Annotated in this window: 28 protein-coding genes and 2 tRNA genes; 26 read left to right on the forward strand and 4 right to left on the reverse strand. The window is 59.2% G+C overall.

Annotated elements, in window-relative coordinates; all coding sequences use genetic code 11:
• The first annotated feature begins 13 nt into the window (after nt 1-13).
• From ruvC to nadA, 14 genes are all read left to right on the forward strand, one after another.
• The gene (gene ruvC / locus G7020_RS04115) at nt 14-538 is read left to right on the forward strand and encodes a crossover junction endodeoxyribonuclease RuvC (RefSeq protein ID WP_181082669.1); all 525 of its coding nucleotides are present in this window, start codon (nt 14-16) and stop codon (nt 536-538) included.
• A 56-nt stretch (nt 539-594) separates the two neighbouring features.
• Nucleotides 595-1,200 (forward strand): Holliday junction branch migration protein RuvA, encoded by a 606-nt coding sequence (ruvA, locus tag G7020_RS04120; RefSeq protein ID WP_181082670.1) that lies wholly within the window; start codon nt 595-597, stop codon nt 1,198-1,200.
• A 4-nt stretch (nt 1,201-1,204) separates the two neighbouring features.
• Complete coding sequence (gene ruvB / locus G7020_RS04125) at nt 1,205-2,257, forward strand: Holliday junction branch migration DNA helicase RuvB (protein ID WP_181082671.1); 1,053 nt, start codon at nt 1,205-1,207, stop codon at nt 2,255-2,257.
• A gap of 51 nt (nt 2,258-2,308) precedes the next feature.
• Nucleotides 2,309-2,752, forward strand: coding sequence for a tol-pal system-associated acyl-CoA thioesterase (ybgC, locus tag G7020_RS04130; protein WP_181082763.1), 444 nt, complete (start codon nt 2,309-2,311; stop codon nt 2,750-2,752).
• Between the two features lie 2 nt (nt 2,753-2,754).
• Nucleotides 2,755-3,447, forward strand: a complete 693-nt coding sequence (gene tolQ / locus G7020_RS04135) for a protein TolQ (protein WP_181082672.1) — start codon at nt 2,755-2,757, stop codon at nt 3,445-3,447.
• 12 nt (nt 3,448-3,459) lie between these two features.
• Nucleotides 3,460-3,912, forward strand: a complete 453-nt coding sequence (gene tolR, locus G7020_RS04140; RefSeq protein WP_181082673.1) for a protein TolR — start codon at nt 3,460-3,462, stop codon at nt 3,910-3,912.
• The gene (gene tolA, locus G7020_RS04145) at nt 3,912-4,895 is read left to right on the forward strand and encodes a cell envelope integrity protein TolA (protein ID WP_181082674.1); all 984 of its coding nucleotides are present in this window, start codon (nt 3,912-3,914) and stop codon (nt 4,893-4,895) included. Before tolR ends, tolA begins: the two co-directional genes overlap by 1 nt.
• Complete coding sequence (tolB, locus tag G7020_RS04150) at nt 4,892-6,193, forward strand: Tol-Pal system beta propeller repeat protein TolB (protein WP_181082675.1); 1,302 nt, start codon at nt 4,892-4,894, stop codon at nt 6,191-6,193. Before tolA ends, tolB begins: the two co-directional genes overlap by 4 nt.
• Nucleotides 6,194-6,244: 51 nt before the next feature.
• On the forward strand, nt 6,245-6,745 hold the full coding sequence (gene pal / locus G7020_RS04155; protein ID WP_181082676.1) for a peptidoglycan-associated lipoprotein Pal: 501 nt from the start codon (nt 6,245-6,247) through the stop codon (nt 6,743-6,745).
• A gap of 6 nt (nt 6,746-6,751) precedes the next feature.
• The gene (gene ybgF / locus G7020_RS04160; protein WP_181082677.1) at nt 6,752-7,570 is read left to right on the forward strand and encodes a tol-pal system protein YbgF; all 819 of its coding nucleotides are present in this window, start codon (nt 6,752-6,754) and stop codon (nt 7,568-7,570) included.
• A gap of 120 nt (nt 7,571-7,690) precedes the next feature.
• Nucleotides 7,691-8,338, forward strand: coding sequence for a 7-carboxy-7-deazaguanine synthase QueE (gene queE, locus G7020_RS04165; protein WP_181082678.1), 648 nt, complete (start codon nt 7,691-7,693; stop codon nt 8,336-8,338).
• A gap of 42 nt (nt 8,339-8,380) precedes the next feature.
• Entirely contained in the window at nt 8,381-9,055 is a 675-nt protein-coding gene (gene queC, locus G7020_RS04170) for a 7-cyano-7-deazaguanine synthase QueC (RefSeq protein ID WP_181082679.1), read from the forward strand.
• A 58-nt stretch (nt 9,056-9,113) separates the two neighbouring features.
• A tRNA-Lys gene (locus G7020_RS04175) sits at nt 9,114-9,189 on the forward strand.
• 303 nt (nt 9,190-9,492) lie between these two features.
• Nucleotides 9,493-10,551 (forward strand): quinolinate synthase NadA, encoded by a 1,059-nt coding sequence (gene nadA / locus G7020_RS04180; RefSeq protein ID WP_181082680.1) that lies wholly within the window; start codon nt 9,493-9,495, stop codon nt 10,549-10,551.
• Nucleotides 10,552-10,587: 36 nt separating this feature from the next.
• Here nadA and G7020_RS04185 read toward each other — a convergent pair whose 3' ends face one another.
• Nucleotides 10,588-12,018, reverse strand: coding sequence for a M48 family metalloprotease (locus G7020_RS04185; protein ID WP_181082681.1), 1,431 nt, complete (start codon nt 12,016-12,018; stop codon nt 10,588-10,590).
• A 109-nt stretch (nt 12,019-12,127) separates the two neighbouring features.
• Between G7020_RS04185 and G7020_RS04190 the strand changes: the two genes are divergently transcribed.
• A complete protein-coding gene (locus G7020_RS04190) occupies nt 12,128-12,379 on the forward strand; it encodes a sulfurtransferase TusA family protein (protein ID WP_181082682.1) in 252 nt (83 codons plus the stop codon).
• A gap of 53 nt (nt 12,380-12,432) precedes the next feature.
• Here G7020_RS04190 and G7020_RS04195 read toward each other — a convergent pair whose 3' ends face one another.
• Nucleotides 12,433-12,906 carry a peroxiredoxin gene (locus G7020_RS04195; protein WP_181082683.1) on the reverse strand — a complete coding sequence of 158 codons (474 nt, stop codon included), beginning with the start codon at nt 12,904-12,906 and terminating at the stop codon, nt 12,433-12,435.
• 14 nt (nt 12,907-12,920) lie between these two features.
• The gene (locus tag G7020_RS04200; RefSeq protein WP_181082684.1) at nt 12,921-13,481 is read right to left on the reverse strand and encodes a glycine cleavage system protein R; all 561 of its coding nucleotides are present in this window, start codon (nt 13,479-13,481) and stop codon (nt 12,921-12,923) included.
• A 218-nt stretch (nt 13,482-13,699) separates the two neighbouring features.
• On the opposite strand from G7020_RS04200, the gene dapA reads away from it, so the two are divergent.
• The 7 genes from dapA to G7020_RS04235 all read left to right on the forward strand — a co-directional run bounded on the left by dapA (nt 13,700) and on the right by G7020_RS04235 (nt 19,593).
• Complete coding sequence (gene dapA, locus G7020_RS04205; protein ID WP_181082685.1) at nt 13,700-14,578, forward strand: 4-hydroxy-tetrahydrodipicolinate synthase; 879 nt, start codon at nt 13,700-13,702, stop codon at nt 14,576-14,578.
• A 40-nt stretch (nt 14,579-14,618) separates the two neighbouring features.
• On the forward strand, nt 14,619-15,719 hold the full coding sequence (gene bamC / locus G7020_RS04210; protein WP_181082686.1) for an outer membrane protein assembly factor BamC: 1,101 nt from the start codon (nt 14,619-14,621) through the stop codon (nt 15,717-15,719).
• Nucleotides 15,720-15,843: 124 nt separating this feature from the next.
• Complete coding sequence (locus G7020_RS04215) at nt 15,844-16,713, forward strand: phosphoribosylaminoimidazolesuccinocarboxamide synthase (protein ID WP_181082687.1); 870 nt, start codon at nt 15,844-15,846, stop codon at nt 16,711-16,713.
• A gap of 113 nt (nt 16,714-16,826) precedes the next feature.
• Nucleotides 16,827-16,916, forward strand: a tRNA-Ser gene (locus G7020_RS04220).
• A 418-nt stretch (nt 16,917-17,334) separates the two neighbouring features.
• Nucleotides 17,335-17,739, forward strand: coding sequence for an RNA polymerase-binding protein DksA (dksA, locus tag G7020_RS04225; protein WP_181082688.1), 405 nt, complete (start codon nt 17,335-17,337; stop codon nt 17,737-17,739).
• A 10-nt stretch (nt 17,740-17,749) separates the two neighbouring features.
• A complete protein-coding gene (gene zigA / locus G7020_RS04230) occupies nt 17,750-18,955 on the forward strand; it encodes a zinc metallochaperone GTPase ZigA (RefSeq protein ID WP_181082689.1) in 1,206 nt (401 codons plus the stop codon).
• Nucleotides 18,955-19,593 (forward strand): DUF1826 domain-containing protein, encoded by a 639-nt coding sequence (locus G7020_RS04235; RefSeq protein ID WP_181082690.1) that lies wholly within the window; start codon nt 18,955-18,957, stop codon nt 19,591-19,593. The genes zigA and G7020_RS04235 overlap by 1 nt, the downstream gene beginning before the upstream one ends.
• A 312-nt stretch (nt 19,594-19,905) precedes the next feature.
• On the opposite strand, the gene gltA is transcribed toward G7020_RS04235, so the two are convergent.
• Nucleotides 19,906-21,177: a citrate synthase gene (gltA, locus tag G7020_RS04240; protein ID WP_181082691.1), complete on the reverse strand. Its 1,272-nt coding sequence runs from the start codon at nt 21,175-21,177 to the stop codon at nt 19,906-19,908.
• Nucleotides 21,178-21,522: 345 nt separating this feature from the next.
• On the opposite strand from gltA, the gene sdhC reads away from it, so the two are divergent.
• The 4 genes from sdhC to G7020_RS04260 are packed head-to-tail and all read left to right on the forward strand — an operon-like array spanning nt 21,523 to nt 24,762.
• Nucleotides 21,523-21,909, forward strand: a complete 387-nt coding sequence (gene sdhC / locus G7020_RS04245) for a succinate dehydrogenase, cytochrome b556 subunit (protein WP_181082692.1) — start codon at nt 21,523-21,525, stop codon at nt 21,907-21,909.
• A complete protein-coding gene (sdhD, locus tag G7020_RS04250; RefSeq protein WP_181082693.1) occupies nt 21,903-22,271 on the forward strand; it encodes a succinate dehydrogenase, hydrophobic membrane anchor protein in 369 nt (122 codons plus the stop codon). The genes sdhC and sdhD overlap by 7 nt, the downstream gene beginning before the upstream one ends.
• Nucleotides 22,272-22,274: 3 nt before the next feature.
• Complete coding sequence (gene sdhA / locus G7020_RS04255) at nt 22,275-24,047, forward strand: succinate dehydrogenase flavoprotein subunit (protein WP_181082694.1); 1,773 nt, start codon at nt 22,275-22,277, stop codon at nt 24,045-24,047.
• 10 nt (nt 24,048-24,057) lie between these two features.
• Complete coding sequence (locus G7020_RS04260; RefSeq protein WP_181082695.1) at nt 24,058-24,762, forward strand: succinate dehydrogenase iron-sulfur subunit; 705 nt, start codon at nt 24,058-24,060, stop codon at nt 24,760-24,762.
• Nucleotides 24,763-24,942 lie beyond the last annotated feature (180 nt).

Here is a 24,942-nt window from a genome sequence, read left to right on the forward strand (position 1 = left end):
GTATGGCGGCAGCATGACGCTTATCCTCGGGATAGACCCAGGTTCACGAATTACTGGCTACGGCGTCGTCCGTGATACCGGTCGCAGCTGCGAATACGTGGCTTCCGGTTGCATTCGCACCGGCAGTGGCGAATTGCCCGAACGCCTGCGCGCGGTGTTCGTCGGCGTCAGTGAGGTGATTCGCTTGCATGGGCCGGTAACCATGGGCATTGAGCAGGTGTTCATGGCGCGCAACGCCGATTCCGCACTCAAGCTCGGCCAGGCCCGTGGCGCTGCGATTGTGGCTGCTGCAGAGCTGGGTCTGGAAATCGCCGAATACACCGCCACCCAGGTCAAGCAGGCGATTGCCGGAACTGGTGGCGCCGACAAGCAGCAGGTGCAGATGATGGTGATGCACCTGCTGAAGCTGGTGAAGAAGCCGCAGATCGATGCCTCCGACGCGCTGGCGATTGCCCTGTGTCATGCGCATCATCGGCAGAGCCTGATTCCGCACGGCCTGGCCGGCGCCAAGCGCAGAGGCGGTCGCTTGCGTTTGTAAAAGCGAGCATGCAGGTCATTCGAGCCGCTCGATCGGTCAAGAGAGGAAGCGATACTGTGATTGGACGTTTGCGTGGCACCCTGGCGGAGAAACAGCCGCCGCATCTGATACTGGATGTAAATGGCGTCGGCTATGAAGTCGAAGTGCCGATGACGACGCTTTACCGTCTGCCGGCGCTTGGCGAGCCGGTGACGCTGCACACCCACCTGGTTGTGCGTGAAGATGCGCAACTGCTCTACGGCTTTTCCGAAAAGCGCGACCGCGAGCTGTTTCGCGAGCTGATCCGCCTCAATGGCGTCGGACCCAAGCTGGCGCTGGCACTGATGTCTGGGCTTGAGGTGGACGAGCTGGTGCGTTGCGTTCAGGCGCAGGACACGTCCGTGCTGGTGAAGATTCCGGGTGTCGGCAAGAAGACAGCCGAACGCCTGTTGGTCGAACTCAAGGATCGCTTCAAGGCCTGGGAAAGCATGCCGTCCATTGCTCCTCTGGTAATGGAACCCCGTGCGAGTATGGCAGTCTCAAGCGCCGAGAATGATGCGGTCAGTGCGCTGATTTCCCTCGGTTTCAAGCCACAAGAAGCCAGCCGTGCCGTATCCGCCGTACAGGAAGACGATTTGAGCAGTGAAGATCTGATTCGCCGTGCCCTCAAGGGAATGGTGTAAGCCCATGATTGAAGCTGATCGTCTGATTACCGCCACCGGTCGTGATCGCGAAGAACAGTTTGACCGCGCCATTCGTCCGCTGAGCCTGGCCGAATATATTGGCCAACCGGTCGTACGCGAGCAGATGGATCTGTTCATCCGCGCCGCGCGTGGGCGCAGTGAAGCGCTGGATCACACCCTGATCTTCGGTCCTCCCGGTCTGGGCAAGACCACGCTGGCCAACATCATCGCTCAGGAAATGGGCGTCTCGATCAAGAGCACTTCCGGTCCGGTGCTGGAGCGGCCTGGTGATCTTGCCGCGCTGCTGACCAACCTGGAGGAGGGCGATGTGCTCTTCGTCGATGAGATTCATCGACTTTCGCCCATCGTCGAGGAGGTGCTATATCCGGCGATGGAGGATTTTCAGCTGGACATCATGATCGGCGAAGGTCCGGCGGCGCGCTCGATCAAGCTCGACCTGCCGCCCTTCACCCTCGTCGGTGCCACTACCCGAGCGGGCATGCTGACCAATCCGTTGCGTGATCGCTTCGGCATCGTGCAGCGCCTCGAGTTCTATTCCACAGCTGATCTGGCAACCATCGTCAGTCGTTCCGCCGGCATTCTCGGCCTGCCCATCGAGAGCGAGGGCGCATTCGAGATCGCCCGCCGTGCGCGGGGTACGCCACGTATCGCCAATCGCCTGTTGCGACGGGTGCGCGATTTTGCCGAAGTGCGGGGCAATGGCGAGATTACCAGAGCCACCGCCGATCTTGCCTTGAACATGCTCGATGTCGACGAGAGGGGCCTGGACCACCAGGATCGGCGGCTGCTGCTGACATTGATCGAGAAGTTCGACGGTGGGCCGGTCGGTATTGACAGTCTTGCCGCGGCAATCAGCGAGGAGCGACATACCATCGAGGATGTGCTTGAGCCTTACCTGATCCAGCAGGGCTACGTCATGCGCACACCACGCGGGCGTGTGGTTACCCGTCATGCCTATCTGCACTTCGGCCTGAACCTACCCAAACGCCTGGGCGATTCGCCAGTAGCGGACCTCTTCGACGGCGACACAATGTGATGAAAATATTCTTGTTTCAGCCAATTGGAATTTGCAGTGTCTGGCACTAGTATGCGCGCGGAATCACCTGTTCAGCCGTTCACTCATCGTTGTCGCGTCTATTACGAAGATACCGATGCGGGCGGCATCGTTTATTACGTCAACTACCTCAAGTTCATGGAGCGGGCCCGTACCGAGCGGTTGCGCAGCCTGGGTTTTGCCCAGTCGCAGCTGGCGGGCGAAGACCTGCTGTTCGTCGTGCACTCCAGCGAGGCGCGTTATCACGCACCGGCGCGGTTGGACGATGAATTACTGGTTACTGCCGAGGTAGTCGAGATAAAGCGCGCAAGCCTGCGTTTCAGGCAGCAGGTGAAGCGTGCCAAGGATGATCTGCTGCTCTGCGAAGGGCAGTTTCTGGTGGCCTGTGTACGCGCCGAGAGTTTGAAACCCCGCCCCATTCCCGAAGCGCTGCGGTCAGCCTTCGCCGGGTCGGGTCTACCCCCTGCAGGAGAGTAAGCGTGGAACCCAACGTCGATCATATGTCCATGTGGAGCCTGATCAGCAATGCCAGCTTTGTGGTTCAGCTGGTCATGCTGATCCTGGTGGCGGCCTCGGTGATGTCCTGGATCATCATCTTCCAGCGCGGCAATATGCTGCGTGCCGCCAAGCGCTCGCTGGATACCTTCGAGGAGCGTTTCTGGTCGGGTATCGACTTGTCCAAGCTGTATCGCCAGTCCGGCAGCAACCCGGACCCGGATTCGGGCGTCGAGCAGATCTTCCGTGCCGGTTTCAAGGAGTTTTCCCGTCTGCGTCAGCAGCCGGGCGTCGATCCCGATGCGGTGATGGATGCGGTGAACCGGGCCATGCGCGTCGCCATCTCCCGTGAAGAGGAAAAACTCGAGCAAAGCCTGCCGTTCCTTGCGACCGTTGGCTCCACCAGCCCCTATATCGGCCTGTTCGGCACGGTCTGGGGCATCATGAACTCCTTCCGCGGTTTGGCCCAGGTACAACAGGCGACGCTGGCCACCGTCGCGCCGGGTATCGCTGAAGCGCTGATCGCCACGGCAATCGGCCTGTTCGCGGCGATTCCGGCGGTCATCGCCTACAACCGCTTCTCGGCGCGTGGCGAGCTGCTCATCGGTCGTTACTACACCTTTGCCGACGAGTTCCAGGCGATTCTCCATCGCAAAGTCCACACCACCGAAGATTGAGGCCCCCAGGCCATGGCCAGAATTCGCAATAGACGCAAGCCGGTCGCCGAGATGAACGTGGTGCCCTACATCGACGTGATGCTGGTGCTGCTGGTGATTTTCATGGTGACCGCGCCGATGCTCAATCAGGGCGTCAAGGTCGATCTGCCGCAGGTCAGCAGTGAGGTGTTGCCGCAGGATAACGATGCCCAGGTACTGACCATTTCGATCAAGGCCGACAAGACCTACTTCTGGAACATGGGGACGGAGGTCGACACCGAAACGGTGCAGGACCAGGCGCTGACGCTGGAGGAGATGACCCGGGCGGTCACGGCGATCATGAACCAGAATCGCAGTCAGGGTAAGCAGGTGCAGGTGTTCGTGCGTGGCGACAAGGCTGTGGACTATGGATCGGTCATGTCCGCCATGGGCGGGCTGCAGGAAGCGGGTGTCGGTAACGTCGGCCTGATCACCGAGGCACCTTGATGCGCCAGTCTGATCGTTCGCGCTCGGAGAGCTATTACTGGCCCACGATTCTCGCGGTGGGCCTGCACGTCATCATTTTCGGTACGTTGTTCGTCAGCTTCGCCATGACGCCTGAGCTGCCGCCGTCCAAGCCGATCGTTCAGGCGACTTTGTATCAGCTCAAGTCGCAGAGTCAGGCGACGACCCAGACCAACCAGAAAATCGCTGGCGAAGCACAGAAGACCTCTGCCAAACAGTACGAAGCCGAGCAGATGGAGCAGCGCAAGGTCGAGCAGCAGAAGCAGGCGGCTGCCAGGGCTGCGGAACAAAAGAAGGCCGAGGATGCTCGAAAGGCCGAAGCGGCCAAGGCTGACGCGGCAAAGAAGGCCGCCGATGCGAAAAAGGCCGAAGAAGCCAGGAAAATAGCTGAACAGAAAAAACAGGCGGAAGTCGCCAGGAAAGCGGCTGATGAGGCGGCGAAGAAGAAAGCCGCCGAAGAAGCGAAAAAGAAAGCCGCTGCCGAGGCCGCCAAGAAAAAAGCAGCTGAAGAGGCGAAGAAAAAGGCGGCGGCTGCCGAAGCTGCGAAGAAAAAAGCCGCGGCTGATGCTGCACGCAAGGCGGCGGAAGATAAAAAAGCCCAGGCGCTGGCTGAACTGTTGTCGGAGGATACCCAGCGCCAGCAGGCCATGGCCGATACCCAGGGTGATCAGGTGGCTGGCGACTTCGATGACCTGATCCGCATGCGTGCGGCAGAAAACTGGACCCGGCCACCTTCGGCGCGCAACAACATGTCGGTATCGCTGCGGGTCAATATGCTGCCGGATGGCACCATCACGGCTGTGAGCGTTTCCCGCTCGAGTGGTGATGCACCATTCGACAATTCCGCAGTGGCTGCGGTAAAGAATATCGGTCGGCTGACCGAGATGCAGGGATTGTCTGCACAGGATTTTCAGCCGTACCGCTCGTTCATGATGACATTTACGCCTGAGGATCTTGCGTTGTGATCAATTACCTTCGAGGTTTTATCGTCCTTTCCCTGCTGGTAATGGGCAGTGCCGTTGCCCAGGAAAAGAACATTGTGGTCACCAGCGGTACTGATCGTGCCATTCCCATCGCCGTCGTGCCCTTTGGCTGGCAGGGCGGCAGTGTGCTGCCGGACGACATGGCCGAGATCATCGGTAATGACATGCGCAACACCGGCGTATTCGAGCCCATTCCCAAGCAGAACATGATCAGCCTGCCGACCCGTGGCAGTGAAATCATCTTTCGTGACTGGAAAGCACTGGGTGCACAGTACGTGATGGTGGGCAATATCGAGCCATCGGCCGGCAAGCTGCAGATTCGCTATGAAGTCTTCAACGTCACCACCGAGCAGCAGGTCATGAACGGTACGGTGGGTGGCAGCCAGGATCAAATCCGCGACATGGCGCATTTTGCGGCGGACCAGGCCTTCGAGAAGCTCACCGGAATCAAGGGTGCGTTTTCAACGCGGCTGCTCTATGTCACCGCCGAACGCCTCGGCAGCGCCAATACCCGCTACACACTCCAGCGTTCCGATTATGACGGTGCGCGGGCCGTGACGCTGCTGCAATCGCGTGAGCCGATCCTGTCGCCGCGCTACTCGCCGGATGGCCGTCGCATCGCTTATGTGTCGTTCGAGCAGAAGCGCCCGCGCATCTTTATCCAGCACATCGATACCGGTCGCCGTGAGCAGGTCACCAATTTCGAGGGGCTCAATGGCGCGCCGGCATTTTCGCCTGATGGCAACCGTCTGGCGTTTGTGCTGTCCAAGGACGGCAACCCGGAAGTCTACGTGATGGACCTCAATTCGCGTCAGCTGCAGCGGCTGACCAATCATTACGCCATCGATACGGAGCCTTTCTGGGGAGCCGATGGACAGACCATCTATTTCACTTCCGATCGCGCCGGCAAGCCGCAGATATACAAGCAGCGTCTGGGTAGCAACAACGCCGAGCGGGTGACCTTCGTAGGCAACTACAACGCGAATCCCAAGCTTTCGGCAGATGAAAAGACGCTGGTGATGATCCATCGCCAGGAGGGCTATACCAATTTCAAGGTGGCGGCACAGGACCTGCAGCGCGGCAATTTGCGACTACTCTCTGACACAAGTTTAGATGAGTCGCCCACTGTTGCGCCTAATGGCACCATGCTAATCTATGCGACCCGCCAGCAGGGCCGGGGAGTCTTGATGCTCGTATCAATCAATGGTCGAGTTAGGCTCCCGCTTCCTACTGCTCAAGGCGAAGTCCGTGAGCCATCGTGGTCCCCTTACCTGAACTGATGCGGTATCAACGCTTAACCTAACCAATAAACACACCTGGGGTTGTTACACATGGAAATGCTGAAATTCGGTAAGTTTGCTGCTCTGGCACTGGCTATGGCCGTAGCTGTTGGTTGTTCGTCCAAAGGCGGCGATGACTCCGGCGAAGGCTCTGCCATCGATCCGAACGCCGGTTATGGCGCTGATAGCGGTGCCGTTGACGGCAGCATGAGCGAAGAAGCTGCTCTGCGCGCCATCACCACCTTCTACTTCGAGTACGACAGCTCCGACCTGAAGCCGGAAGCCATGCGCGCTCTGGACGTTCACGCCAAGGATCTGCAGTCCGCTGGTAACCGCGTCGTTCTGGAAGGTCACACCGACGAGCGTGGCACCCGCGAGTACAACATGGCTCTGGGCGAGCGTCGTTCCAAGGCCGTTCAGCGCTACCTGGTTCTGCAGGGCGTGTCTCCTGCACAGCTGGAACTGGTTTCCTACGGTGAAGAGCGTCCGGTTGCCATGGGCAACGACGAGCAGTCCTGGGCTCAGAACCGTCGCGTAGAACTGCGCAAGTAATAAGCCATGCTCAAGTACCGTCATGCTCTGATGCTTCTCGCGCTTGGGCTGCCGCTTGCCGCGGTGGCTCAGGTCCCGATCGTGGAATATGACTCGCGCAGCGGAAATGCTGCGCCTGAGTCGGGATATTCTGCGGGCTCGGATACTGGCGGTGCCTATGCCGGAGGCGGAGCGGTTGCTCCGTCCTCGGCACAGGGCATGCTCTTCGTCCAATTGCAGCAGATGCAGGAAGAGATTGCGCAACTGCGCGGCATGCTCGAAGTGCAGCAGAATGATATCCAGCGCCTGCAACAGGAAGGGCTGGAGCGTTACCAGGATCTGGATCGTCGCTTGTCGCAAGGTGCGTCAGGTAGCCAGGCCAGTCAGAATTCTTCAACCGTTGGCGCCAATAACGCCGGTGGAGCCGCCCAGGCACCTTCGGGTGCTCCGGCGCAAGGGGCGGCGAGTGCCGACCCGGAAAGGGAAAAGCTGTATTACGATGCCGCCTTCGATCTGATCAAGGCCAAGGATTTCGATAAGGCCAGTCAGGCCTTTGCTGCGTTTTTGCGCAGGTATCCCGAGAGCGTTTATGCCGGTAATGCCCAGTACTGGCTGGGTGAGGTGAATCTTGCCAAGGGTGATCTGCAGGCTGCCGGCCAGGCTTTTGCCAAGGTCAGCCAGGCTTATCCGCAGCACAGCAAGGTACCGGATTCGCTGTACAAGCTTGCCGATGTCGAATTGCGTCTGGGTAATCGTGACAGGGCTCACGGGATTTTCCGTCAGGTCATCGCCGACTACCCCAGCAGTTCGGCTGCACAGCTGGCCCAGCGTCAATTGAATCGATAGGCAATCAATGGCACGGCTGACAAAACCCGCCTGACAGCGGGTTTTTTCGTTAGAATTGCTGCCCCCTAATTCCCGCAACGGAGGCGGACGGCCTGTTTAGCCGTTACGCCCGTGGCTGATATGCACCATACCCTGCGAATATCCGAGATTTTTTACTCGCTGCAGGGCGAGACGCGTACCAGTGGCCTGCCCACGGTATTTGTCCGCCTGACCGGCTGTCCCCTGCGTTGCCAGTATTGTGATACCGCCTATGCCTTCACTGGCGGCGAGATCATGACGCTCGAAGCGATTCTGCAGCGCGTTGCATCCTTCAATCCCCGCTACATCTGCGTCACAGGCGGCGAGCCACTTGCCCAGCCGGGCTGTGTGCCGTTGCTGCGGCAGCTGTGTGATGCCGGTTATGAGGTGTCGCTCGAAACCAGCGGTGCGCTGGATATTTCCGCTGTCGATGAGCGCGTGAGTCGGGTCGTCGATCTGAAGACGCCAGGCTCGGCTGAAATGGGGCGCAATCTCTACGAGAACATCCGCTGGCTGACTCCCAACGACCAGGTGAAATTCGTCATCTGTTCACGGGAGGATTATGACTGGGCAGTATCCAAGCTGATCGAGTACCGGCTGGATGCGCGTGCAGGTGAAGTGCTGTTCTCGCCCAGTCACGGCCAGGTCGATGCACGAGCACTGGCTGACTGGATCGTCAGCGATAACCTCCCGGTGCGCCTGCAACTCCAGTTGCACAAGATTCTCTGGAACGATGCTCCCGGGCACTGATCACTCGGCATCCATCGTCGATGGCATTTGAAGGTAATTGCAATGACTGAAAAGAAAGCCGTAATCCTGCTCTCGGGCGGGCTCGATTCCGCGACCGTGGTCGCAATGGCCAAGGCGCAGGGCTATGCCTGCTACAGCATGAGTTTCGATTATGGCCAGAGGCATCGTGCAGAGCTGCATGCTGCCGAACGGGTTGCCCGGCAGTTGGGTGTGGTCGAGCACAAGGTGATCGGCATGAACCTCAACGGCATTGGCGGCTCGGCACTCACCGACACCAGTATGGATGTGCCTGAGGAGCTGGCTGACGGCATTCCTGTGACTTATGTGCCGGCTCGCAACACTCTGTTCCTTTCCCTGGCGCTGGGCTGGGCTGAAGTGCTGGGTGCGCGAGACATCTTCATTGGCGTGAATGCTGTCGATTATTCGGGTTATCCCGATTGTCGTCCGGAGTTCGTCGAGGCCTTCGAGCGACTGGCCAATCTTGCGACCAAGGCTGGCGTCGAGGGGCAGGGGTTCACCATTCGTGCGCCTCTGCAGAATCTCAGCAAGGCGCAGATCATCCAGGAAGGTGTCCGCCTGGGTGTCGATTACGCGATGACGGTGTCCTGCTATCAGGCCGATGACATGGGGCGCGCATGTGGCAAATGCGACAGCTGTCGCCTGCGCGCGGCTGGCTTCGAGGCAGCAGGTATCGAGGACCCGACTCGATATCACTGATTTTTTTCAAAAAAAACTTTGATTTACTCAATCAAATCAGTATCATGCGCTCCGCATCGGGTCGTTAGCTCAGTTGGTAGAGCAGTTGGCTTTTAACCAATTGGTCGTAGGTTCGAGTCCCACACGACCCACCATATTCTCCTTGTGAGATGCGAAGCCGGATACCGCAAGGTATCCGGCTTTTTTAATGCCTCTGGTTTTCTCAGGGGTATCGGTTTGTCATACGCTGGCAGCTTGCAGGCGCCGACAAAACGCTGATGGAATCGCCTCGCTTTCCCTTTTGTGAATGCTTCGGCTAGTATTCCTGCCCCTTTGACCGGCCAGAGCACGCAAGCCTGCGCGTGGCGCTTGCTTACCGTGTTCTGCCCAGGGTCGACTTCATCGCTCGGGTTATACTCGGCACTTCATGCAATAACGTGCTTGCAGGACCTGTGAACATGACGGACATCCCCGAACGCATTCTTGTGCAGGCTCATCTGGCGGCCAGGCAGGCTGTACCGTTGACGCCCGAACAGGAAGCGCACTTGTGTAACGAGATCACCGCTGAGCTGAAACGGCAGAATGCGGTCCTCGTGGCGCATTACTACACCGATCCGGTGGTTCAGGCGCTGGCCGAGCAGACCGGAGGCTGCGTCTCCGACTCGCTGGAAATGGCACGTTTCGGCAATGAGCATCCGGCGCAAACCGTGGTGGTTGCTGGTGTCAAGTTCATGGGCGAAACCGCGAAGATCCTCAACCCGGAAAAGCGCGTGCTGATGCCGACGCTGGAGGCGACCTGTTCGTTGGATCTTGGCTGTCCGGTCGAAGAGTTCTCGGCGTTCTGCGATCAGCACCCCGAGCGCACGGTGGTGGTGTATGCCAATACCTCGGCTGCGGTGAAGGCGAGGGCAGACTGGGTCGTTACTTCCAGTTGTGCGCTGGAAATCGTCGAGAGCCTGATGGATAACGGCGAGACGATCATCTGGGCGCCGGACAAGCATCTGGGCAGTTATGTGCAGCGCGAAACCGGTGTAGACATGCTGCTCTGGGATGGCGCCTGTATCGTCCATGAAGAGTTCAAGGCGAAACAGCTCGAAGACATGAAGGCGCTGTACCCCGAGGCGGCCGTGCTGGTGCATCCCGAGTCGCCGGAAGCGGTGATTGCCCTGGCCGATGCGGTCGGTTCCACCAGCCAGTTGATCAAGGCGGCGCAAACCCTGCCCAACTCGACCTTCATCGTCGCTACCGACCGCGGCATCTTCTACAAGATGCAGCAGCTGTGCCCGGAAAAGAGCTTTATCGAGGCGCCTACAGCCGGCAGCGGTGCAACCTGCCGCAGTTGTGCGCATTGCCCCTGGATGGCGATGAATACCCTTGAGCGCATCCTGCAGAGCCTGCGCACGGGCAGCAATGAAATACTCGTTGATCCCGTGTTGATTCCGCGAGCGGTCAAACCGCTCAAGCGCATGCTGGATTTCACCAGGGCAGCGCGCCTCAAGCAGGCTGGCAACGCCTGATGCCACCCACGAAGCCCATGCTGCGCGGGTGAGCAATCAGCGTAGCATGTCTTCGATCATGCGCTTTTCATCGGCCAGTTGTTGCTGGCGCGCGTCGATACGGGCGGATGTCTGGAAGGTGCTGGAGCGACGTTTGGCGAAGTCCAGCTGCTCGATGGCCTGGGTGTAGTCGCCAACCAGTGCGAAGAACTCTGCACGGGCCTGGTGCAGGCCGAGGATGTTGCCGGTCAGGCCGCGAACTTCCGATACCTGATACCAGACGTCAGGATCCCTGGGGCGTGCTTCGACCAGCCTGTCCAACTCGTGTTCTGCCTCCTGCAAAAGGCCCTGCTTGATCAGCAAGTCGATGTGCGTCTGACGCACCGGGTAGCTGCCGGGATAGAGTTCGAGTAACTGCTTGGTTCGTTTCTGCGCTTCGCCCATGCGGTTGGCGGTGATGTCGAGCTCGACCTGTGCCAGGTTGTAGCTGATTTCGTTGGGTGCTTTCAGCAGCAGAGGCTGCAGAGTGGCTGCAGCCTCCTGGAGCTGAGCGCTCCTGATCTGCGCCAATGCCAGGCCATAGCGGGCGGAATCCAGGCCTTCATTTTCGCTGAGCATGGCGCGAAAACGCTTGGCGCTGAGGCCGGGCGTGCTCTCGAACTGCAAGTCCACGCGCGCGCGCATCAGTTGATAACGCAAGCTGTCCTGCACGCCGCCCTGAGGGTACTGCTCGGCCCGGTTGCGGGTGTCGGCGATACGCGATTCGCTGACCGGGTGGGTCAGCAGGAATTCCGGCGGTTTCTGATCGTAGCGATACTGGCGCATCAAGCGACCGAACATCTCCGGCATCGCACGCGGGTCATAGCCGGCACGTTCCAGATTGAGAAGACCGATACGGTCGGCTTCCTGTTCGTTCTGCCGGGAAAAGCGTCGTTGCGCTTGGATGGCGGCAGCCTGGGTCGAGACGATGGCGGCGATACCTGCATCGCCAGCACCGGCGGCTGCGGCCACCACCCCGGCGAGCATGGCTGCCATCAACGGCAGTTGCATGCGTTTCTGCGCTTCCAGGCCGCGTGCGAAGTGGCGTTGGGAAAGGTGCGCCAGTTCGTGCGCCATCACGGAAGCATATTCGGCCTCGGTCTGGGCATGAATGAACAGCCCGCCATTGACCCCGATAATCCCGCCAGGGGCTGCGAATGCGTTCAGCTGAGGGCTTTTCAGCAACACGAACTCCAGGCGTCGATCCTGCAATTGGCTGGTTTCGGCCAGACGGTAGACGCTGCGCTCCAGATAGTCCTTGAGCAGGGGGTCGGACAGCTGTGGAACCTGCCCGCGCAACAGGCTGAGCCAGGCGCGCCCCAGCTGGTATTCCTGCTCCGGCGAGACAATCCCCGAGCTGGAGTCGCCCAGGGAAGGCAGGTCGTTGGCCATTGCCGGCTGCCCGATCAGAACGGCCAGTGTCAGCAGGGTAGGGCGCAGCAGTTTCATCCGGGCGGGCTCATCGATTCGGGGGATCGCTACTGTAGCCTTGTGCTCGGGTGGCTGGCCAGAGCTGCTTGCGGCTCGGTATCCTGCAGTCCTTTCGAGGAGACGATCAATGACTGAACAGGACGCTTGCGTCACAACTCATGACGCCGAGCTGGACGCCAGCGGGCTTGCCTGTCCGATGCCGTTGCTCAAGGCCAAGCTGGCGCTCAACGGGCTGGCCAGCGGGCAGGTACTGAAGGTGACGGCGACCGATCCGGGCTCGCAACGGGATTTTCGCAGCTTCGCCAGGCTTGCAGGTCATGCGTTGCTGCATGAAGAAATGGAAGAGGGTGTTTATCGCTACTGGCTGCGCAAGACCTGACGGGGGGGCGCCGGCAAGAGAGACAGGGCCGGATTTTTCCGGCCCGTCGTTCGTTATTGCGGGTTCAGTGCCTGGGCGGCCTGCAATACGGCTTCGACATGGCCTGGGACCTTCACGCCGCGCCATTGCTGGCGAAGAATGCCTGCGCTGTCGATGAGGAAGGTGCTGCGGTCAACGCCCATGTATTCCTTGCCGTACAGCTTCTTCAGCTTGATGACGTCGAACAGCTGGCAGAGCTGCTCGTCCTTGTCGGAAATGAGTTCGAAGGGGAACCCCTGCTTGGCCTTGAAGTTCTCGTGGGTTCTCAGGCTGTCGCGTGAAACGCCGAATACCAGCGTGTTGGCCGCTGCGAATGCTTCGTGCAGATCACGAAAGCCCTGGCCTTCAGTGGTGCAACCCGGCGTGTTGTCCTTGGGGTAGAAGTAAAGCACCACCTGCTTGCCCTGCAGCGCTTCGAGGTTGATCAGCTGGCCGCTGGTAGCCTGGGCCTGGAAAGCGGGTAGCGGTTGGTCGATCTCGACGGACATGATGGTTTCCTCTTTTATGGGTTCTGCGGGCGCCAGGGTTCGATCAGGGCATCCAGATTCAGCGCATCGGCGAAGTCGAGGAACTGGTCGCGCAGCCAGCTGATCTGCGTACCGGCCGGCAGGGTGACGGTCAGCGTGGCGTTGAGCATGGTGCCGCCGGTTTGTGGCGCCTGATAGGTGTCACAGATCAGGCTTTCCAGCTCGACACGATGGTCGATGAAGAACTGGCACAGCTCATTGAGAATGTCCGGACGGTAGACAGAGCTGACGTAAGCCACGTATGGCAGTGCCTGGGGACGGACTTCCAGCGCTTCGCTGCGTACCACGTGGGTGGTGAAGTCATGCTTTTTCGCCAGACCCGGCAGCGCCGTTTCCATGCGTGCGAGGGCATCCCAGGTCCCGGTGATCTCCAGTACCAGCGCGCAGTATTCGCCATGCCGGGTCAGTCGGGTGTTGACTACGGCGCAGCGATTCTCGTTGCTGGCCCTGCAGAGCACGTTGGTGAGCTCCATTGGGCTGCGGCCCATGGCGCTGATGACGAGAAACTGTTCACGGGGTACTGGAGGGGTGGACATGCAGCATTCCTGGCGGTAATGAATCGGGCGGCCAGCCAAGCCGAAAACGAGCAAGAGTAGCGAAAAGCGCCGCCAGAGGGAAATCTACAGCGATGGCGCAGCCCGGATGGCATCGAATCGAACGGGATTTTCATTGCGCCGGATGCCTCCGGCGTACTCGCAAAGCGCAAAGGAGCCTTGTACCATTACGCCTCTCTTTTTCCGGCAGGAGCGGTTGCATGATTGCGGGCAGTATGGTGGCACTGGTCACGCCCATGGATGCGCAGGGTGGCCTCGATTGGGACAGCCTGAGCAAACTGGTGGACTTCCATTTGCAGGAAGGCACCGACGCAATCGTGGCGGTTGGTACTTCGGGCGAATCGGCGACCCTCGATTACAGCGAAAACATCGAAGTGATCCGCCGTGTGGTCGATCAGGTCAATGGCCGTATCCCGGTGATCGCCGGCACGGGAGCCAACTCCACCCGTGAGGCGCTGGAACTGACCGAAAAGGCCAAGGCCGTGGGTGCCGATGCCTGCCTGCTGGTTACCCCGTACTACAACAAGCCGACCCAGGAAGGTCTGTACCTGCACTTCCGACACATCGCCGAAGCCGTGGCGATTCCGCAGATCCTCTATAACGTACCCGGTCGCACCGCTTGCGACATGCTGCCGGAAACCGTGGAACGGCTGTCCAAGGTGCCGAATATCATCGGCATCAAGGAAGCCACCGGCGACCTCAAGCGCGGCCAGGAAGTGCTCGATCGGGTCAGCAAGGATTTCCTCGTCTATTCCGGTGATGATGCCACCGCCGTGGAACTGATGCTGATGGGCGGCAAGGGCAATATTTCCGTCACCGCCAACGTCGCGCCACGTGCAATGAGCGATCTGTGCATCGCCGCGCTCGCTGGTGAGGCGGAAAAGGCGCGTGCGATCAACGCTCAACTGATGCCTCTGCACCAGGCGCTGTTCATCGAAGCCAACCCGATACCGGTGAAATGGGCGTTGCACGAAATGGGCCTGATACCCGACGGCATTCGCCTGCCCCTGACCTGGCTCAGCCAGCGTTGCCATGATCCCCTGCGTCAGGCCATGCGGCAGTCCGGTGTGCTGGTTTGAACCATTCCGGTGTACCGGTTTTAACAATGAAGGAACACGCATGAAGCGACTGGCCGGACTCTCGACCCTTGCCCTGATCATCTCTGGAACCAGCGGCTGTGGCTGGTTGTGGGGTGAAGAGGGATATTTCCGCGACCGTGGCAGCGATTATCTGCAAGCGCATCAGGTCGCGCCCATGCAAATCCCGGCCAGCGCCGAGCTGCGTTCGGTCGAGCCATTGTTGCCAATTCCCCAGCATATCGCCGACACCCGCTCGACAGGCGAATATGAGGTGCCACGACCACAACGGCTGGTCGTCACCGAAGAAGCCAGTGAATTCAGTCTGCAAACATCTGAAGATGCGCGCTGGCTGGTTGCGCTCCGTGCGCCGACGCAAGTCTGGGCTGCGGCGCGGCAGTTCTTTACCGACAACGGTTTCCAGATTGCCGATGAACGTCCGCAGACCGGAGAATTCACCACTGCTTGGCAGACCCGGGATCAACTGACTCCGGCTCTGGTGCGTAACCTTGGCTTGGGCGAAGGCGAAACCCGTGTTCGGGTGCGCGTAGAGCCTGGTGTTCAGCGCAACACCAGCGAAATCTTCCTGCTCAGCGTCCAGCGTCCAGCTGGCAGCACTGCCGACATCAGCTGGCCTGAAAAAACCGTCAATGCCGAGCTTGACCGGGTCCTTCTCGATGAGCTGCAGGCCGATTTGACCAGCAGCGCGGAGCAGGGCGGTTCTACCTCGCTGTTGGCTGAGCGAGCATTTGACGCGCCGAGCCGGGTGACACTCAGCGAAGCCGGCAGCGGCAGCCCGGTGTTGCAGCTCGACACCGACTTCAACCGCGCCTGGTCCAGTGTTGGTCGTGCGCTGGCCGCCAGCGACATTCTTGTCGAAGACCTGGATCGAAGCCTGGGTGTGTACTACATCAACCTGGCCGAAGGCGCAGCGAATCCGGACGACAAACCGGGCTTCTTCTCCAGGCTGTTCGGCGGAACCCCGGACCGCAAGGAAATCGAAGCCCGCGCCGAGCGCTATCAGGTTCGCGTGACGGAAGTGAGCGGAAACGTTCAGATCACTCTCGACAAGGACCTCGACACAGTAGCTCCGGCCGATGTTGCGCGGCGTGTACTGAACATGCTCAAGGACAGTCTGGGCTGATCGACGCGGCGGCCCGGAATGCCGAAACAGGCGAAACCATTGGTTTCGCCTGTTTCGTTTGATGACAGACCTTCTTTGCTACGGTTGCCGGTTTCGGCAGCGTATCGGAATCCAGAGAATCGACATGACTACTCCAAGTGCCCTCAGCCTGAAGAAAATCTACTCCGGCAAGGTTCGCGACCTTTACGAAATCGATGACAGACGCATGCTCATGGTCGCCACCGACCGGCTCTCGGCATTCGATGTGATTCTCGCCGAACCGATTCCGGAGAAAGGCAAGATTCTCACCGCCATCTCCAACTTCTGGTTCGACAAGCTCAATCACTTGGTGCCCAACCATTTCACCGGCGACAGGGTCGAGGATGTGGTGAGTCCCAATGAGTTGCCGCTAGTGGAAGGCCGAGCGGTGGTTGCCAAGCGTCTCAAGCCGGTTGCGGTCGAAGCCATCGTGCGCGGTTATATCGTCGGCTCTGGCTGGAAGGAATACCAGAAGAGCGGCACCGTCTGCGGGATACAATTACCCGCTGGCCTGAAGGAAGCGGCCAAGCTGCCGCAACCGATCTTCACCCCCTCGACCAAGGCCGCCGTGGGCGATCACGATGAAAACATCTCCTTCGAGCAGTGTGAGGCCATCATCGGCAAGGAGTTGGCTGCGCAGGTGCGCGACGTCTCCATCGCGCTCTATAGTGCCGCCGTGGAGTACGCAGCAACTCGCGGCATCATCATCGCCGACACCAAGTTCGAGTTCGGTCTCGATGAAGACGGTAACCTGACGCTCATGGATGAAGTGCTGACGCCTGACTCCAGTCGTTTCTGGCCAGCAGACAGCTACCGTGAAGGCAGCAATCCACCCAGCTTCGACAAGCAGTTCGTACGCGATTGGCTCGAATCCACTGGCTGGAACAAGGAGCCACCCGCTCCAGCGGTACCGGCTGATGTCGCCCGGAAAACGGCCGACAAATACCGCGAAGCCCTGACCCGCCTTACGGCTTGAGGCTGCTGTACCTGCGAAAAGCCTTGCGGGCGTGCAATACACTGAAAAACAGGCAAAAAAGCCCTGTCGCAGGGTTCGACAAAAGCGCATGAACTGATATCATGCGCGCCGCTGGAGAGATGCCGGAGTGGCCGAACGGGACGGATTCGAAATCCGTTGAACAGGCAACTGTTCCTAGGGTTCAAATCCCTATCTCTCCGCCACTATTGTAAAATCCCTGTAAATCAAGCATTTACAAGGAAGCCGAAACGGCGATTTGTAGCAACGGTTTGTAGCGTTTTTGTAGCACAAACCCGAACCTATGGATCGCCGTTTTCTTTTGCCTGACTGCTCAGGCTCTCCAAGCGTTTCTAGGCCGTTCTGGCTGATCCCATACCTTTGTTGCCTGGTCACTGCTTTCTGCGGGCTGGTAGCTTTCTCGGCCTCGGGCGCCCAAGTGGCGCGTGGGCTGCTGGGCAGCGTCGATCATCACCTGTTGCTGCCGGCACTCGGGCTGGCGACCGATCTCCTCACGCACTTGCCCTGGAGTCGTTATATGTGCCCCTGAATATTGACGAAAAGCTGTAAGCAGTTTTCAATTCAAATGTTATGTTATAACTTTTGAATTTAATGGTGCTGTCCATGACTGAGCAAGAGCTTCTTCGGCAACCCTCCGATGCCTACATGAACGGGCAGCAGCAGATATTTTTCCGTGAGTTGCTGCTGAACCAGCGATGCGAGCTACAGGAGCGGATATCAGGTGAGCTCGATGCGTTGCGTCAGCTCGAACCGAACAGCGACCCCGTGGATATCGGCTGTGCCGAAGAGCAGCGCCAGTGGCAGCTGCGACTGCTTGAGCGGGAGAAGAAGCTGCTCGACAAGATTGACCAGGCCCTCGAACGCCTGGCCTGTGGCGAATACGGCTGGTGTGAGGAGACGGGCGAGCCGATCGGCCTGCGCCGCCTGCTGCTGCGACCTACCGCGAGCCTGTGCATCGAGGCCAAGGAGCGGCAGGAGAAGAAAGAAAAACACCTACGTGATAGCTGAGGTTCCCCTTATGAGTGTTCAACTTCCCGTCACCGTACTGTCCGGCTTTCTTGGCGCCGGCAAGAGCACGCTGCTCAACCATGTATTGAAGAACCGCGAGAACCGTCGTGTCGCGGTGATCGTCAACGACATGAGCGAAATCAACATCGACGGCAGCGAGGTACAGCGCGATGTCAGTCTCAACCGGGCCGAAGAGAAGCTGGTGGAGATGAGCAACGGTTGCATATGCTGCACCCTGCGCGAGGACCTGCTGGAGGAAGTCAGCCGGCTGGCCCGCGAAGGCCGTTTCGACTACCTGCTGATCGAGTCCACCGGCATCGCCGAACCCTTGCCGGTGGCCGAGACTTTCACTTTTCGCGACGAGCAGGGGCGCAGCCTGTCCGACCTGGCGCGCCTGGACACCATGGTCACGGTGGTCGACGGGGTCAACTTTCTCCGCGATTTCCACGAATCGGAAAGTCTGGCCAGCCGCGGCGAGACCTTGGGTGAGGAGGATGAGCGCTCGATTACCGACCTGCTGATCGAGCAGGTGGAATTCGCCGACGTCATTCTGATCAGCAAGATCGATCTGATCAGCAGTGCCGACCGCGAGGAACTGTCGGCAATCCTGCGCAGCCTCAACACCCATGCCGAGATCCTGCCGATGAGCATGGGGCAGGTAACGCTCGACAAGATCCTCAGCACTGGCCGTTTCGACTTCGAGCGTGCAGCCATGGCGCCGGGATGGTTGAAGGAGTTGCGTGGCGAGCATGTGCCGGAGACCGAAGAATACGGCATCGCCTCGACCGCCTACCGTGCTCGCCGGCCATTCCACCCGCAGCGCTTTCACGAGTTCCTCAATCGCCCCTGGAATAACGGCAAACTGCTGCGCTCAAAAGGCTTTTTCTGGCTGGCAAGCAGGCACCGGGACGCTGGAAGCTGGTCTCAGGCCGGCGGCCTGATGCGTCATGGCCTGGCGGGGCGCTGGTGGCGTTTCGTACCCAAGACTCAATGGCCGACGGATGACGAGGGTCTGCAGGAAATTCTCAGGCACTGGGACGGCCAGATTGGCGATTGCCGGCAGGAGCTGGTGTTTATCGGGCAGAACATCGATTTCGAACGGCTGAGCACCGAACTGGATGCCTGCCTGCTCGACGACCAGGAGCTGGCTGCGGGGGTGGAAGCCTGGGAGTGGCTTCCCGATCCGTTCGACGAATGGCAAGAGGTCGTTGCCTGATGCTGGCGATCAAGCCTGGGCTGCTTGCGAGACAGGTTTCCGGGCCTACACCCGAAGTGCTGGCCACAGCGCTGGAGGAGGGAGTCAACCTCTCTGTCTGGGAGCGGCGTTTGCCTGCTTCAGTGAAGGCATTTACCTCGACCTTGATCAATACAGTCACTCATCTGACTGAAAGCCTTGCCGTGGAGCTGCCTACCGAGGATGCGCAACCCGGCCTGCAAGGCCTGGTTGCAGGCTACCGGCATATCGATGGGTGCGCGGATTTCATGGCGGATGTCGGTTGGCTGGTGCAAGCCTACAGTTGTCTGCTGGGGGCGAGGAGAGTTGGACTACGGCTGCGAGTCCTGGAGCGCACCATGTGTCCTCGCTTTCACGTCGACTATGTGCCCTTGCGCTTGATTACCACCTATGTGGGCGCCGGCAGCCAGTGGCTGGAAGAGGGGGCGATGTGTCGCTCCCAACTGGGCAATCCCGCAGAAGAGCCACGACACTCCATCCATCAGCTCGGATGTGGCCATGTGGCCTTGTTCAAAGGGGAAAAGTGGCTGGGTAACGAAGGGAAGGGGCTTATTCATCGCTCTCCGCAAATGGAAATGAGCGAGAAACGGCTGGTCTTGACCTTGGATTGGCTTGGCTAGTGACGTTTGCCTGTGCTGCCAGTACGGGCAGCTACGCCGTGGATATGGGCCTGGGCGCTGGTGTGGAAGTGATCATCGAGCGTTCCCCCGGCAAGCTGGCCAGGAAGCGCCCTCGATGCGTTCACGCATGCTCACTCAATACAGCCCTGAAGCATTCTCATCGCCGCTGCACACCTTACCGGCCTTTGGGGCGACCACAATATCGCGACGCTTCAAACCCGGTAGCTCTAAAATCAAAAACCCCGACGAAAGTCGGGGTTTTGGGGGTGATCTGAAAGGCTTTTGGAGAAGCCCTTCATATCGGTGGACGGATCAGAATGGCAGATCGCGCTTGGTGTGGCCGGTGTAGAGCTGGCGTGGGCGACCGATCTTCTGGCCGCTGGCGATCATTTCCTTCCAGTGGGAAATCCAGCCGACAGTCCGCGCCAGGGCGAAGATGACGGTGAACATGCTGGTCGGAATGCCGATGGCCTTGAGAATGATGCCCGAATAGAAGTCTACGTTCGGGTACAGGTTGCGCTCGGCGAAGTACGGATCGTTGAGAGCGATCTCTTCCAGCTTCATCGCCAGATCCAGTTGCGGATCGTTGATGCCCAGTTCGCCCAGGACTTCGTCGCAGGTCTGCTTCATGACCTTGGCACGCGGATCGAAGTTCTTGTAGACGCGATGGCCGAAGCCCATCAGTTTGAACGGGTCGTTCTTGTCCTTGGCTTTGGCCAGAAATTTCTCGACGTTCGAAACGTCACCGATCTCGTCCAGCATGGTGAGCACGGCTTCGTTGGCGCCGCCATGAGCCGGACCCCATAGTGCTGCGATGCCGGCGGCAATACAGGCGAAAGGGTTGGCGCCGGTGGAACCAGCCAGGCGAACGGTGGAAGTGGAAGCGTTCTGCTCGTGATCGGCATGGAGGATGAAGATGCGATCCATGGCCTTGGCCAACACCGGGCTGATCGGTTTGATCTCGCAGGGGGTGTTGAACATCATGTGCAGGAAGTTTTCCGAGTAGCTCAGGTCGTTGCGCGGATACATCAGCGGCTGACCCATGGAGTACTTGTAAACCATGGCGGCGATGGTCGGCATTTTCGCGACCAGTCGCACTGCCGAGATTTCACGATGCTTCGGATCGTTGATGTCCAGCGAGTCGTGATAGAAGGCTGACAGCGCGCCGACAACGCCGCACATGATGGCCATCGGGTGAGCATCGCGGCGGAAGCCATTGAGGAAGGACTTCAGCTGTTCATGGACCATGGTGTGGTTCTGGACGGTGCTGAGGAACTTGGCTTTTTCCTCGGGAGTAGGGAGCTCACCGTGCAGCAACAGATAGCAGGTCTCTAGATAATCGCTTTTGGCGGCCAGTTGCTCGATAGGGTAGCCGCGATGCAGCAGGATGCCTTTGTCGCCATCAATGAAGGTGATCTGGGACTCACAAGAGGCTGTAGACATGAAGCCAGGATCGAAGGTAAAGCGACCCGTGGAGGTCAGGCCTCGTACGTCGATTACGTCAGGTCCCATGGTACCGGTTAGAACGGGCAGTTCGACGGCATCTGAGCCCTCGATGATCAACTGCGCTTTGTTGTCAGCCATGTATGGCCTCCTGTTTTATGCTTGGAATCATCATGGCCCCCCACGCAGGGCCCGCATCACTATAGTGAGATAAATCACAAAGTCAATTTGCGCGGAACCCCATCGCAGAGGGGGTTGCGGGGTGAATTCACAATACAGGAAGCCTGTTTACGGCATTTATATAAGGGTCGCTATCCACCTTTAGTGGCACTTCACCACATTGTCATTAGCGACCTAACTGTTTATACTCGGAAACCGACCGGCAGGGGCCTAACAGGCAGTTTCCTGTGGGTTGTCACTCGTGGGTGGCGGGTGCCGCTGAGTACTCTTCCCAACAACTTTGCCCTGCGCCTTGGGGCCTCAAGTGTGAAAAAAGCCGTGAAAAGCCAACGACCTGTAAACCTAGATCTTAGGACAATAAAACTCCCAATCACTGCCTACACGTCGATCCTTCACCGTATCTCCGGCGTCATTCTGTTCGTCGGTGTGGCCGTTCTGCTGTTTGCGCTGGACTCCTCGCTTTCTTCTGCCGAAGGCTTTGAAGAGGTGAAGGCGTGCTTCGGCAGTCCGTTGGCCAAGCTGGTGGTTTGGGCGTTGCTGTCTGCGCTGCTGTATCACCTGGTGGCCGGTACGCGTCACCTGATTATGGATGCGGGGCATGGCGAGACGCTGGAAGGCGGCAAGCTGGGCTCGAAAATCGTTCTGGCCGTTTCGGCGGTGCTGATCGTTCTGGCGGGAGTGTGGATATGGTAACCAACGTCACGAACTTTTCGCGTTCGGGCCTCTATGACTGGATGGCTCAGCGCGTTTCCGCGGTTGTTCTGGCGGTTTATTTCCTCTTTCTGATCGGATACCTGGTTGTCAATCCGGGGCTGGAATATGAGCAGTGGCATGCCCTGTTCTCGGCCAACTGGATGCGCATCTTCAGTCTGCTGGCACTGGTTTCCCTGAGTGTCCATGCATGGGTCGGCATGTGGACCATTTCCACTGACTACCTGACCAACATGGCCATCGGCAAGTGGGCTACCAGCGTACGTTTCCTGTTCCAGGCAGTGTGTGGCATCGCCATGTTCACTTTCTTCGTCTGGGGCGTGCAGATTCTTTGGGGTATCTGATTCATGGCTAGCATTCGTACTCTTTCTTATGACGCCATCATCATCGGTGGCGGTGGCGCAGGCATGCGCGCAGCACTACAGCTGGCCCAAGGTGGCCACAAGACCGCTGTAGTCACCAAGGTATTCCCGACTCGTTCGCATACCGTTTCCGCTCAGGGTGGCATCACCTGTGCCATCGCTTCGGCCGACCCGAACGATGACTGGCGCTGGCATATGTACGATACCGTCAAGGGTTCCGACTATATCGGTGACCAGGACGCTATCGAATACATGTGTTCCGTTGGCCCCGAAGCTGTATTCGAACTCGAGCACATGGGGCTGCCGTTCTCCCGTACCGAGCAGGGCCGCATCTATCAGCGTCCGTTTGGCGGCCAGTCCAAGGACTACGGCAAGGGCGGGCAGGCCGCTCGTACCTGCGCCGCTGCCGACCGTACCGGTCACGCGCTGCTGCATACGCTTTACCAGGCCAACCTGAAGGCCGGTACCTCGTTCCTCAACGAGTGGTACGCCGTCGATCTGGTAAAGAACCAGGATGGCGCCATCGTCGGTGTGATCGCGATCTGCATCGAGAACGGCGAAACCGTCTATATCCGCTCCAAGGCCGTGGTTCTGGCCACTGGCGGCGCGGGTCGCATCTACGCCTCGACCACCAACGCTCTGATCAACACCGGTGACGGCATTGGTATGGCGCTGCGCGCCGGCGTGCCGGTGCAGGACATCGAAATGTGGCAGTTCCACCCGACCGGTATCGCCGGCGCGGGCGTGCTGGTGACCGAAGGTTGCCGTGGCGAGGGTGGCTACCTGATCAACAAGCATGGCGAGCGCTTCATGGAGCGTTATGCGCCGAACGCCAAGGATCTTGCTGGCCGTGACGTGGTTGCACGTTCCATGGTCAAGGAAATCCTGGCGGGCAATGGCTGTGGTCCGAATGGCGACCACGTCATGCTCAAGCTCGATCACCTGGGCGAGGAAGTGCTGCACAGCCGCCTGCCCGGTATCTGTGAGCTGTCCAAGACCTTTGCGCACGTCGATCCGGTCACCGCTCCGGTTCCGGTTGTTCCGACCTGCCACTACATGATGGGTGGTGTCGCCACCAACATTCATGGTCAGGCGATCAGCCAGGATGCCAACGGCAACGACAAGATCATCGAGGGTCTGTTCGCCGTGGGCGAAGTGGCCTGCGTATCGGTGCATGGCGCCAACCGCCTGGGCGGCAACTCGCTGCTTGACCTGGTGGTCTTCGGTCGTGCTGCCGGCCTGCATCTGGAAAAGGCCCTCAAGGACGGCGTCGAGCATCGCGGTGCGACCGAAACCGATCTGGACGTGGCACTCAACCGTCTGGCCAGCCTGAACGAGCGCACCAGCGGCGAAGACGTTGCACCGCTGCGCAAGGAACTGCAGAACTGCATGCAGAACTACTTCGGCGTGTTCCGTACCGGCGAGTACATGCAGAAGGGTATCGCTCAGCTGTCCGATCTGCGCGAGCGTATCGCCAACGTGAAGATTTCCGACAAGAGCCAGGCTTTCAATACCGCACGTATCGAAGCGCTGGAACTGCAGAATCTGCTGGAAGTCGCCGAAGCTACCGCCATTGCCGCCGAGACCCGCAAGGAGTCGCGCGGCGCGCATGCGCGTGAAGATTTCGAAGAGCGTGACGATGAGAACTGGCTGTGCCACACCCTGTATTTCCCAGGTGAGAAGCGCGTAGCCAAGCGTGGCGTCAATTTCTCTCCGAAGACAGTTCCGACTTTCGAACCTAAGGTTCGGACTTACTGAGGTCGTCGTTATGTTGCAAGTGAGCGTTTATCGCTACAACCCGGAAAAAGACGAAAAGCCCTACATGCAGGACTTCCAGGTCAATACCGACGGTAAGGATCTGATGGTTCTGGACGTGCTGGCGCTCATCAAGGAGCAGGACGAAGGTTTCTCCTATCGTCGCTCCTGCCGTGAAGGCGTCTGCGGTTCCGATGGCATGAACATGAACGGCAAGAATGGCCTGGCCTGCATCACGCCGCTGTCGGCTGTTGTCGCAGGCGGCAAGCTGGTGGTTCGCCCGCTGCCGGGTCTGCCGGTGATCCGTGACCTGGCCGTCGATATGAGCATCTTCTACAAGCAGTACGAGAAGGTTCGCCCTTATCTGATGAACGATACACCGGCACCGGCTATCGAACGTTTGCAGAGCCCGGAAGATCGCGAGAAGCTGGATGGCCTGTACGAGTGCATCCTGTGCGCTTGCTGCTCGACCAGCTGCCCGTCCTTCTGGTGGAATCCGGACAAGTTTCTCGGTCCGGCGGCGTTGCTGCAGGCCTATCGTTTCCTGGCCGATAGCCGTGACACCGAAACCGAAGAGCGTCTGGCTGCTCTGGATGACCCGTTCAGTGTGTTCCGCTGCCGTGGCATCATGAACTGCGTAAGCGTTTGTCCGAAGGGTCTGAACCCTACCAAGGCAATCGGGCATGTGCGCAACATGTTGCTGCAGAGCGCGACTTGATGAGCAAGGGCCTGTGGCTATTCGTGTAGCTATGGGGCCGTAATGTTTTACCGCGATACCTACGGCGCTGAGTTCAACCTCGGCGCCGTAGTTTTAGTAGGAATCCCAGCTTACAAAGCCAGGGTTCCGCTCTGAAAATTTGATGACCAGCAGGAGCATCCGGGGTGGTTCTCGGAAACT

It is taken from the genome of Stutzerimonas stutzeri, assembly GCF_013522825.1.
GTDB classification, from domain to species: Bacteria; Pseudomonadota; Gammaproteobacteria; order Pseudomonadales; family Pseudomonadaceae; genus Stutzerimonas; species Stutzerimonas stutzeri_AK.